The sequence below is a fragment of the Flavobacteriales bacterium genome (assembly GCA_025210295.1).
In the GTDB taxonomy this organism is placed as follows: domain Bacteria; phylum Bacteroidota; class Bacteroidia; order Flavobacteriales_D; family Parvicellaceae; genus S010-51.
Map to the genome: position 1 here is coordinate 17,790 of JAOASC010000026.1, position 12,612 is coordinate 30,401.

Annotated in this window: 7 protein-coding genes; all 7 read left to right on the forward strand. The window is 34.0% G+C overall.

Going from position 1 to position 12,612, the window contains the following annotated elements; all coding sequences use genetic code 11:
* Nucleotides 1-8: 8 nt before the first annotated feature.
* The 7 genes from N4A35_07215 to N4A35_07245 all read left to right on the forward strand — a co-directional run bounded on the left by N4A35_07215 (nucleotide 9) and on the right by N4A35_07245 (nucleotide 12,611).
* Nucleotides 9-2,552 carry a TonB-dependent receptor gene (locus N4A35_07215; GenBank protein ID MCT4581190.1) on the forward strand — a complete coding sequence of 848 codons (2,544 nt, stop codon included), beginning with the start codon at nucleotides 9-11 and terminating at the stop codon, nucleotides 2,550-2,552.
* A 44-nt stretch (nucleotides 2,553-2,596) separates the two neighbouring features.
* Entirely contained in the window at nucleotides 2,597-3,856 is a 1,260-nt protein-coding gene (locus N4A35_07220) for a DUF5689 domain-containing protein (protein MCT4581191.1), read from the forward strand.
* 42 nt (nucleotides 3,857-3,898) lie between these two features.
* Entirely contained in the window at nucleotides 3,899-5,296 is a 1,398-nt protein-coding gene (locus N4A35_07225) for a choice-of-anchor J domain-containing protein (protein MCT4581192.1), read from the forward strand.
* Between the two features lie 132 nt (nucleotides 5,297-5,428).
* The gene (locus N4A35_07230) at nucleotides 5,429-7,393 is read left to right on the forward strand and encodes a T9SS type A sorting domain-containing protein (protein ID MCT4581193.1); all 1,965 of its coding nucleotides are present in this window, start codon (nucleotides 5,429-5,431) and stop codon (nucleotides 7,391-7,393) included.
* Nucleotides 7,394-7,407: 14 nt separating this feature from the next.
* Complete coding sequence (locus N4A35_07235) at nucleotides 7,408-10,563, forward strand: SpoIIE family protein phosphatase (protein ID MCT4581194.1); 3,156 nt, start codon at nucleotides 7,408-7,410, stop codon at nucleotides 10,561-10,563.
* Nucleotides 10,564-10,682: 119 nt separating this feature from the next.
* Nucleotides 10,683-11,018, forward strand: a complete 336-nt coding sequence (locus tag N4A35_07240; GenBank protein ID MCT4581195.1) for a PadR family transcriptional regulator — start codon at nucleotides 10,683-10,685, stop codon at nucleotides 11,016-11,018.
* Nucleotides 11,019-11,066: 48 nt separating this feature from the next.
* Nucleotides 11,067-12,611 (forward strand): PspC domain-containing protein, encoded by a 1,545-nt coding sequence (locus N4A35_07245; GenBank protein ID MCT4581196.1) that lies wholly within the window; start codon nucleotides 11,067-11,069, stop codon nucleotides 12,609-12,611.
* The last annotated feature ends 1 nt before the right edge of the window (nucleotide 12,612 follow it).

A 12,612-nucleotide genomic window follows, 5' to 3' on the forward strand; every position in this document is an offset into this window, starting at 1 on the left:
CATAAATAATGAAATTTAATAAATTATTTTTCTTCGGTTTAGCCACAGGTTTAACCGTATCAACTAGCGCTCAAATAGATACTTTGACTGCTACAGACTCTATTGCAGATTTTATGCCAAACCTTTCTAGTGGTTCGGATTTAATGGAGTCAGAAAGCCAATCACAAAATGTTAGTGGGTTATTACAATCATCGAGAGATGTCTATTCAAGAACAGCAGGGTTTAACTTTAGTGCTGCTCGTTTTAGACTAAGAGGATATAGCTCTGAAAATACCTTGATTAGCTTAGGTGGAATGCCTGGTAATGATCCAGAGTCTGGTTGGGCAATTTGGAGTTATTGGGGAGGCCTTAATGACATTACGCGTTATCCAGAAAACGTTATGGGAATTGCTTCTTCAACTCACCAGTTTGGAGGAATTGGAGGCTCTTCTTTTATCGACTTAAAAGCTTCAACGAAAAGAGCTGGTAGTCGTTTTTCTTATGCTTTAACAAATCGATCTTATGATCATCGAATTATGTTTACTCATAATACAGGAGTTCTTAAAAACGGTTGGTCTTTATCAGCGTCATTATCTTCAAGGTTTGCTGATGGAGGAGAAGGATATGTTGAGGGGACAAACTATAGTGCCATGTCATACTTCCTTTCTGTGGGTAAGAAGTTGAATGAAAAGCACGAATTAAATTTAGCAGCTTTTGGAGCTCCAACTGTACAAGGGAGAAGAGGAATTGCTACACAAGAAATTTATGATTTAACAGAGAATAACTTTTACAATTCTTACTGGGGATATCAGACAGATCCAGAAACAGGAGAAACAGTAAAGAGAAATGCTCGAGTTAGAAATAATCATAAAACCTATATTACGCTCTCTGATGATTGGGAGATTAACAAAAAGTCTAAACTTTCATCTTCAGTATATGCTGTTGTAGGAAGAACGGGTAGCTCTAATGTGAATTGGAATAATGCAGCCGATCCAAGACCTGATTATTATAAAAATCTACCAAGTTATTTTCGTCTAATAGGAGATGAAGAGGGGGCGCTTGAAGCGGAAAATGCTTGGGCAAATGACCCATCTACAAGACAATTAGATTGGGATGCAATGTATTTAGCAAACTCGAAGAATTTACACACAGTAGATAATGCTAATGGAAGTGGTACTGCGGAAACAGGGATGCGTTCGAAATATATCTTAGAAGATGCTAGAGTAGATCCTAGACAGTATGGAGCTAATTTAAACTATCAAAACAAATTGAATGAGAAATTGTATTTAACTGCTGGATTAAGAGGAGAGTTATATACCAGTAGAAACTACAAAAAAATGAAAGATTTGTTAGGAGGAGAATATTGGGTAGATGTTGATCAATTTGCCGAAAGAGATTTTGCAGATCCTGCAATTGCTCAAAACGATATTTCTACACCCAATAAGATTATTAGAGTAGGAGACGTGTTTGGCTATGATTATAAAATACACGTAAATTCTATGAATGCTTTTGCTCAATTAGATTATAAAACAAACAAAGTTGATTCTTACATTGGGGTACAAGAAACTGAAACTGTTTTTTGGAGAGAGGGAATTTTAGCTAATGGAAAGTTTCCTGAAGAGTCGGCAGGAGTTTCTGATAAACATAAATTCACCAATTTTATGGTGAAAGCAGGAGCTACTTACAAAATTACAGGACGTCATTATTTACAAGCAAACGTTCAAAATGGAACTAGAGCACCTTTTTCAAGAGCTTCATTTATTTCTCCTAGAACAAGAGATCAAGTAGTGGATAACTTAGAGAGTACAAAAATTTTATCAGGAGACGTGAATTATGTTGTACGTTATCCAAATTTAAAGGCAAGAGCTACGGCTTTTTATACTCAAATGGATGACCAAATTTGGGCAAGAAGTTTTTATCATGATGAATATTTGTCTTTTGTAAATTATGCGATGACTAATGTGGATCAATTGTTTACTGGTGTTGAGGTAGGTTTTGAAGCAAAAGTGGCGACTGTTTGGGAAGTGTCTGGAGCTTTTACTAAAGCACAATATTTATATACGTCAAGACCTGAAGCAACGATTACAACAGATAACTCTCAAGAGTTAATCGCTGAGGATAAATTGATTTATTTAAAGAATTATCATGTTGGAGGAATGCCTGAAACAGCAGCTTCTATAGGGTTGAAATATAATTCGCCAAAATATTGGTATGCAGGAGCTAATTTTAATTATTTTGCTGATATCTATTTATCACCTAATCCAGATCGAAGAACTGCTGAAGCAATAGATGGTTATTTTGAGGGGGATCCTCAAATTGAAGGAATTATCGCTCAAGAGAAATTAGAGAATGGGTATAATATCAATATATTTGGAGGGAAATCATTTAAATTTAGTAATAATACATACTTAAGATTAAATTTAATGGTTAATAATATATTAGATAACACAGATTTTAAAACAGGTGGTTTTGAACAATTGAGATACGACAGCCAAAACATTGATAAGTTTCCATCAAAGTATGGTTACATGTATGGAAGAAGCTATTTCTTAATGGTATCATACTTATTTTAATCGATAATTAGTAAAAAGAATATATACAATACACAATAAATAAAATGAAAAGATTAAGTATATTATTAGCAGCAGCAGGTTTAATGTTTGGATTTGCATCATGTGAAAAAGAATACGATACACCACCAATTCCAGAAATTCCAGTTGGTACAATTAAAACAATTGCCGAGGTTAGAGCAATGTATTCTGGTGTAGATAGTGTGTTTACAGACGATTTAACAATTAGAGCTGTTGTTACAACAGATGAAACAACAGGGAATTTTTACAAAGAAACTTATATTCAAGATGCTACAGGAGGAATTAAATTGAGATTTACAAGCTCTTCTAGTTTGTCAATTGGCGATTCTATTCGTGTACAATTAAACGGAGGGACATTAACGGAGTATAACGGAATGTTGTCAGTTGATAACTTAGATCCTGATGAAAGCAATGTTATTCTTCAGAATAATGTAACTGTTACTCCTGTTGTAACGACTTTGGCTCAAGTTACAGGAGCATTACAAGGACAATTTATTCAATTGGATAATGTAGAGTTTAGTGATTCTGATTTAGGAACATCTTGGGCAGATCCTGTGAACCAATTTAGCGTTAATCATAACTTAACGGATTGTGATGGAAATGTTGTCTTAGTAAGAACAAGTGGTTATGCAAATTTTGCTGGAGACATTATCCCTAATGGAAATGGAACTATTTATGGAGTAGTAGGCGTATTTGGAAATGATGTTCAAATTTTTATCAGAAATCCTCAAGAATTAACACTTTCTGGTGTGAGATGTGCTGGAGGTGGAGGTGGATCATGTGATCCTTTAGCTGGTGTAAACGAAGGGTTTACAGGATATACTATTGGAACAGAAGTAAATAGCAACTGTTGGAGAAGTGGAGTTTTACAAGGTTCAAATAAATGGTTGTGCGGAGATAATTCAGGTGACTTATGTGCAGTAGCTACAGGTAATGTATCTGGAACTCAAGAAATGTGGATGGCTACGCCATTAATCCAATCAGCAGGAAACGATATGTTATCGTTTAGTAGTGCACAACAAAATATCTTAACAAGTGCTTTACAGGTATATGTTTCAACAGATTATGACGGAAATAATTACAGCTCGGCTACATGGACACCAGTAACTGCTACAGTAGCAACAGGAGCTGATGCAAACAATACTTATGTCTCTTCAGGAAGTATAGCTTTGAATACCTACTTAGGGGCTGGTTATACAGGAACTTATGCGGTGGCTTTTAAGGCTACAATGGCTAATAATTCATTTAGTTTATTCAAAGTAGATAACGTAATGATTACCCAATAATTAGAGTTAAACATTAAAATTTAAGTACAAAGAACAACAATTATGAAAAAACTTTACATTTTAGGAGTTAGTTTAATGTCTGTAGGGGCAATGACTGCTCAAACGTATGAGACCAAAGATTTTGAAGATTTAAGCCTTACATCTGGAGGGTGGACAACGCAAGTTCCTGTTGATACAACGAACTGGTATGCTAGTGAGCAATCAGGAGATAAATTTGCGAAAATTTCTAATTACAATGGGAGTAACAACGTGGCTTCTGAAGCTTGGTTAATCTCTCCATCAATAGATCTATCTTCAGCTACAGCACCGATGGTTTCTTTTGAAACAGTAATGAAATGGGCTGGACCAGTAATAGAAGTTTTAGTTTCTACAGATTATGATGGAACAAGTGCTCCTTCTACTGCAACTTGGACAGATATTACAGCTGGTGCAACATTAGATCTTAATGATCAAACTTGGGGAAGCTGGACTCCTTCTGGAGAAGTTGATTTAACAAACTACATTAGCTCATCTGTTTATGTTGCTTTCAAATATACAGGAAGTAACTCTGATGGATCTACTTGGGAAGTAGATAATATTTTAGTTGCTGAAACAGGAACTCAAGGTGGTGGAAATGGCCCATCAGCTCCTGTAGCAAAAACAATTGTAGAAATACAGTCAGATGTTGATGGTAATGGTGAATCTAACTTAAAAAATGATAGTGTAGTTACAGGAGGAATTGTTACTGCTGTATATGCTGATGCTAATAATGGTGGGTATCACATCCAATCTGGTATTGGAGCTTGGACAGGGATCTTTGTTTATGATCAAACTAACGTTCCTGCTATTGGTGATTCTGTGACTTTTAAAGCAGTTGTTGATGAGTACTATGGATATACTCAGCTAAAAGGAATTGTTGATTTTACTATTGTTAATCAATTTAATTCAGTTCCTGCTACGATTGTTTCAACTGCAAATGCTGGTACAGAAATGTATGAAAGTGTTTTATGTCAAGTGGTAAACGCTACTTGTGAAACAGCTCCAAATCAATTTAAAGAATGGGATGTAAATGATGGTTCAGGAACAATCATTGCACACGATAGATTTTTTGAGTATCCATCTGTTGTAATAGGAACAGCTTATAACATTACAGGTGTAATTAACTATTCGTACCAAAAGTGGAGCATCAACCCTAGAGATGCTAACGATGTGTCTGTTTACTCTTCAGTAGAAGAAAATACAGGGGTTTTAACAAGTGTATATCCTAACCCAACAGCTAATGGATACGTTACTGTAGAAGTTTCTGAAGCAACGGAGTTAGTAGTTATGGACTTATTAGGTAATGTAGTATTGTCTCAACCATTGTTAAATACAGTTAATACTGTAGATGTAGCGAACTTAGCTGCTGGAAACTATATCTTAAAAGTTGGAACAAGTGTTCAACAGTTAATGGTAAAATAATAAAAAAAGAAAATCTTTTTTATATTAAGAAAGCGCATTCTTTGTCGAATGCGCTTTTTTTTGTGATAAAAATTATTGCATTGAGCGGTGGAATGATGTATATTTGATAATTACTCTTACAGAATTAAGGTTATGAAGAAAATATTATTTTTAATAAGCACAGCTTTTATTGTTAATGGGATATTAGCTCAAGCTCCAACAATATTGGGAACTTATTTACCAGTAGTAAATACAGAAATAAAGCAAGTTTGGATCCATTCAGGAGTTACAGGTGGACCGGCTCCAGCTACATTAAGTATACCATCGTATGGAGCTAATCAGCCTTGGGATTATTCAACATTACCAGCAGCAATTGAATCAGGAATAAATAGGAATACACATACGTTAAAAACTGTCCCTACAAATACTTACCCTGGTAATGATAATGGAGCTAACTTTCCTGAAGCTACTCATGCTTCACATTGGACTTCTCCAATTTCTGGATTCGATACAGTATGGACTTACTCTGTTGTTGATGCAGAAGGAATGCATACTGTTGGAATTGTTTCAATGATTAATGTGCCGCCGCTAGGTTATCAAGGTTTAGAAATTGATGTTCAAGAACAGTATGGTGGAGACACAGGAAAAGATTTGGTTATTCCTTACATTTTAGAGGAGGGAACTTATAAAAAAGATAGTTCTTTAATGATTACCAATGTCCCGATTGCTAATAGCACAGGAGTGATTCCTAATTACCCAATTACCCAAGGGCCTTCTGTAGTACATAGATATGTTCATAAAACATTAGAGGAGAAAGGATGGGGAACATTAGCAACTCCTGTTGGAACTTTTAATGATGTTTTATTAGGACGTTCGCATGAGCAGACAATAACTTATTATATTCAAGATGCAGATAATAATGGTTCGTATGAAGATACATTACATACTATGACAGATACCTCAGAGGTATTTAAACACTTTTTCTTGAGAAATAATACATTTGCTTCTTCTCTTTTAATGGAGTTGGATACTGATGATACAACAGCCACAGCTAATGTGATTTACGCATGGTATACATTGCCATCACAAATAGGATCAATTGAGGGGAATGTTTATTTAGATACAATTAGTAGTGCTAATCCTAATCCAGCAAAAGTACCAAATGCTGAAGTCTATTTATTTAGAGAGCATAGTAACTTTACAAGAAATGATATTTTAGATACTGTGAGAACGAATAGCTTTGGAACATTTCTTTTTGATAGTATTCCTTTCGGATATTATCGTATTGCTGCAAGATTAATGAATAATCAAGGTAGCCATTCTCAAGAACATTCGTACTTAACGTATTTTGAGGGGACCGTTTCCAACCAAGGAAACCCTGCATTAGGAGTGGATTGGACACAATGTGAATTGGTAAATACCATTTCTCCTCCCGATGAAACAAAAACGGGAGTTGATATTTATTTAAGACATGATACTTTAGAAGTTCATCAGAATAATGCTACTCCTAACTTATTAACTGGAGTTTTAACAGGAATTGATTTGACGAACTCTAATAAACAAGGGGGAGACGATCCAATGCCTGGAATTGATATTATTATTAAGTTGGATCCATCTGGGGATCCTATTATCTCGACTCAAACAGATGAAAATGGGGAGTTTTCATTTTCCAATTTACCTGATGGCAATTATAAAATTTGGGTAGATATGCCTGGAGTAGAGGTAACTTCTTCTTATAATTTTAATGTGAATAAAGGGGTTTATAACCGTTGTGAATTCGATTTTACTTCTAACCTTGATAGTGTGGATCGAACAGGGCAAAATTCGGCTGCTTGTTTAACTTTTATTCAAGAAAATCCAAAAGTATTAGACAATGTTTCGATTTATCCCAACCCTTTTGAAAGTTCTGCTGTAGTTACTTTGGATTTAATAGAGGGGGAGTCGTTAACAATAGAGTTATACGATATGACTGGTAAACTAATTCAAACAGTAGTCAATCAAGAGTTTGTAACTGGTGCACAACAATATGAGATTAAGGAGGTTGTACAATCTGGTGTTTATTTTGTAAAAGTTCAAATAGGAGAAGAAACCATGACTAAAAAAGTGGTTAAATTATAAAAGCTGAAGAAGAAATGAAGTTTCTTTTTAGAACCTTTTTAACCCTAATAGTACTAGGGGCTATGATCAAAAGCTATACTGCACAGCAGTATGGCTTTTATAATTTTAATGAAAATAAAGGTTTGTCCAAGAATTCTGTTTTTGCAATAGCACAAGATTCCAAAGGAGCAGTATTATTGGGAACTAATGATGGGGGAATTAACATCTTAGATGGAATTTCTACAGAAAAATTAACAAAGCAAGATGGTTTAGTTGATAATGTCATATACGATATTATCCCTTATGGAAAAGATGCTTTGCTAATCCTGACAAATAATGGGGTTTCTAAATATTCATATGATCGTTTTTTTAATTATCCACTAAAGGACTCTACAATTAATACTAGGGTTTATACAGCATTAATTGATACCCAAGAAAATGTTTGGTTAGCAACAGGAAGTGGCCTAGCTAAAATCGATAACGATACCATCATAAGTTATTCTACAGGAAATAAAGAGTTAGATAATGTACCTATTATTCATCTAAGGCAAGGAAATGATGGAAGTATATGGTGTTCAACATTAGGAAAAGGAGTCTTTCAAATTACTCCTGAATGGAAAGTTAATCATATTCAATATCAGGATAATTTAGAGTATACATTTAGTTCTTTTCAATATTCTGATAGTGTAGTTTGGTTGTTGACGTATAAAGGCTTGTATCAATACCAGAATAATCAGGTTTCGAGTGTAGGTTTAAAATATAATGATCATTCTTCTAAGTATTATTTTCATTCTTGTATTCGCGATACTAAAGGAGATATATGGATTGCGACATTGAAGGGGGTTATTAAGATTGATAATCATGGGAAAGAAGTTTTTTTAGATAAAAAAAATGGGTTATCTGGAAATGATGCTTGGAAAATAATGGAAGATCATGAAGGTAATATTTGGGTAACTTTTAAAACAGGGGGTGTTTCTAAGTTAACGAATCAATCAATTACGATAAAGAATAACTTTAATAATGTCAGTAATGATGTAAAAAGTGTTTTTATTGATTTGAAAAACAGATTGTGGTTAGGAACTAATGATGGAGCTGTACTTATAGATAGCAGCGAGAATTCTAAACTAATCAAAGTAGGCTCTGAAAAAAGAGATGTTATAAAAGGTATCGGACAACATAGAGAATCGGTACTACTATTATCCAAACAAGGGATTAATATTTATAAAGATGAAAAGGTGCAAAATATTAATACAACTTCATTGAACCATCGTTTTGTAGGTGAATGTATTTTTATTGATAATAACAGGGCTTTTTTGGGGAGTTCTGTTACTGGAGTAGCCGAATTTAAAAACAATAAAATAGAGTATATCAACGATTCCCTTGGGATGGATAGAATTGGTGTCTTTTCTATGAATAAAACAGCAGATCACTTATGGTGGTATGCAACAGAGCATGGAGTTTTTAATCATGATGGGAAGCAATTAACTGAGGTCACAGAAGAACAAGGGTTAAGTGCAAGTAAAACACGAAGTTTGGTGCTCGATCAATCAGGAAAATTATGGGTTGGAAATAGTGAAGGTATTTTTTATAGAGAGGGAAATCACTTTTACCCTGTATATAAAGGTGATACGGTTAATAACAATACGATATATTCAATGTGTTTCGATAAAGAGGGAAATCTTTGGGCAGGAAAAATCGATGGTATAGATAAAATCAGCATTACAGCTGGGAAGATTACTGATATTCGTCATTATGATGCTAAGAAAGGGTTTGATATCGGTTCTTTGCATAACAATGCGATGGCGTTGGATAGTAATGGACACATCCTTGTTGGGACTGATAGAGGGTTGTTAGAGATTAACCCTTATTTAGATTTTCCAAATACTGTAGAGAGCAAAACTCATATAGAGGATATTCAATTGTTCTCTCAACCAACAGATTGGTCTATGTATGCAGATTCCATTGATGAGAATGGTTTTCCTGTAGGATTAGAATTGGACTACAATCAAAACTATTTTACATTCAATTATATCGGGATCTGTCATAAGTACCCAGAGGGAGTACGTTATCGAACAAAACTAGTCGGTTTGGACAAAGGTTGGGTGGAACGTGAAGATAAACGTTTTGTTATTTATGGAAACCTAAAACCAGGAGAATATACCTTTTTATTGAAATCTTGTAATAATGAGGGGATCTGGAATAAAGAACCAGTAAAATTCTCCTTTGTAATTCGACCTCCATTCTGGCAAACATGGTGGTTTTATAGTATTTGCATTGGAATCGTTATCGCTGGAATCTATTCTTATATAAAAATTAGAAATGCTAACATAGAAATTACACATAAGAATAAAGAGATCACACAAAAAAACCATGAAATTGAAGAGAAGAATAATGAAATAATGGATAGTATTAACTATGCCAAACGAATTCAGGATTCAATTCTTCCAGATAGTAAAATGCAATATTTAATGCCCAATAGTTTTGTCTTATTCCAACCAAAGGATGTTGTTAGTGGAGATTTTTATTGGTTAAAAAGAGTAGAAGAAGAATTATTATTTGCCGCAGTAGATTGTACTGGTCATGGTGTGCCGGGAGCCTTTGTAAGTATGGTTGGTTTTAGTGGTTTAAATAGAGCTGTTACTGAGTATAGTTTAACACAGCCTCATCAAATTTTAGAAAAACTCTCAGAATTTGTTGTAGAATCTTTTGCAAAGCATCAAAGTAAGAGTATCAATGATGGTATGGACGCTTCCTTATGTTCATTAAACCGAAGTACTAAAGTATTGCAATATTCAGGAGCGAATAACTCCATCTATATTGTCAGAAAAAGTGCTAAAGTTATTGTAGATACTAATGGAGATCCCGTAGCAGTAAAACAACTCGATAGTCTAAACGAACTTAAAGCTACAAGAAGACCAATAGGAAAGACAGATCATCCGATTCCGTTTGTGAATTATACAGTGCAACTGGAAGAAGGCGATGCTGTTTATCTTTTTACCGATGGATTTCCAGATCAGTTTGGAGGTGAGAAAGGGAAGAAATATATGTATAAAGCATTCAAACGCTTTTTACTTACTTTACAGGATACACCAATCACAGAGCAAGGTGATGCGCTTCGAAAAGAATATCAGAAATGGGCTGGTAACTATGAACAAGTAGATGATATCTGTATAATAGGAGTAAAGATTTAAATGAATTGATTAAATAAAAAAAGCGTGTTGGAAAGCACGCTTTTTTTATAAATATAGTACTTTGTATTGCATAGTACTATATTTTTATATATGTTTGTATTGTCAAATTAGATGAATCAATGAAAATAGAGAATACAAAGGCCCAAATGCGTAAAGGAATACTGGAGTATTGTATTCTTTCCATTTTAAATAAAAGAGAGGCATACCCTTCAGATATTATAACAGAATTGAGAGAAGCAAAGCTCTTAGTAGTAGAAGGAACGTTGTATCCTTTATTGACGAGGTTGAAAAATGCAGGATTTTTAACATATCGATGGGAAGAATCTAGTTCAGGGCCACCGAGGAAGTATTATTCGCTGACAAAGGAGGGGGAGTTATTTTTTTCAGAGTTAGAAAAAACATGGGAGAACCTCTATGCAGCAGTAAACCGAATAACCAAAGAACCTAAAAAGTAAAACGAGTTGATCAATATGAGAGATTCATATTGAAAAAAATATAGAAACATGAAAAAAACAATAACAGTTCATATTGCTAATTTTATCTTTAATATAGAGGAAGAAGCATATCAAACTTTACAGGTGTATCTAGAATCGATTAGTGCTCAATTTTCAATTGAGGAGGAGCGTGTTGAAATCATGCATGATATTGAAAGTAGAATAGCAGAGTTATTTAAGGAAAAGTTAAGTGCTCAAAAGGAGGTTGTCGTAGAGGCTGATGTTGTGGCGATGATCGAAATTATGGGAGCCCCAGAAGAATATGTAGTTGAGGAAGAGAGCTATACGGAATATCAAACCGAAACAGCTCAAAAGCAAGAGAAATCTTATCAAAAAGAACGTCAAATATATAGAGATACCGAAAATGCAATTTTAGGAGGGGTATGTAGTGGTTTAGCAGCTTATTTTGGAATCGATCCCATTGCTTTTAGAATCTTATTTATAGTATTTACATTAATGGGAGGATCAGGTATTTTGATTTATCTTATTTTATATTTTGCCATTCCTGAAGCAAAGACTATAGCTGAGAAATTGAGAATGAAAGGAGAAAAGATAGATGTTTCTTCAATTAAAAATCAATTTGATAAAGTAAAAAATGAGTTAGGAGATGAAACCAATCAAAGAAAAATAAAAAAAGGCTTTCATAAACTTACACAAGGTTTAGTAACCTTATTCACAGGATTTATAAAAGTCTTTTCTAAGTTTACAGGTTTTATCTTTTTAATTGGGGGGATCGTAGGTTTAGTTGTTGTTGTTATAATATTTAATGAAGATTTGTTAAGTCTAATTTCTGAACAGAGTATTTCCCTATCCGATTTATTAGGTTTGTTGTTTGAATCAGAAACACACCATATACTAGCTTACTATAGTCTGATTGTTTTATTGCTGATGCCTATTAGTTATTTTGTGATTCGAGGATTACAATTATTGTTTGGAATAAAAAATAAGTTTGGCTCGGTAAAAATTGCTGCACTAACGTTATGGATAATATCTATTTGTATGTTATTTTTAGTTGGTGTTTATCTGGCTAAGAATTTTGATGAATCTTCGGGGAATATTGTAGAAAGTCATTATCTAACGGTTGATGATGGAACGATATTGGTGGAACTGGAGTCAAATGAGTTATTTCCTAATTTAATTCGAAATGATGGAGATGTTATTTTGAATGAAATGGTTCGGCTAACAGATTCGGCTACATTGTTAGCTTTCCCTCGTTTAGTGGTTGAACCTTCTGAGACGGATTCCATTGAATTAAAAATTATCAAAAGAGCTAGAGGAAGTAAAGAACAATTTGCAGTAGAACATGCGAATGAAATAGGATATAACTACCACACAGAAGGGAACAAAATTGTTTTATCCAACTATTTTACGATCCCTCACGAGGCTAAATTTAGAGGTCAAAATATTAAAGTTGTATTAAAAGTCCCAGAGGGTATGGAGTTAGATTTTGGAGGTAATATAGAAGACCTAATGTGCTCTGTAAGAGGAGAGCATGACTTAAACCATACTACTTGGGTAAATAGAAAAGGAAGAATGATAAATATAATCGAATAAT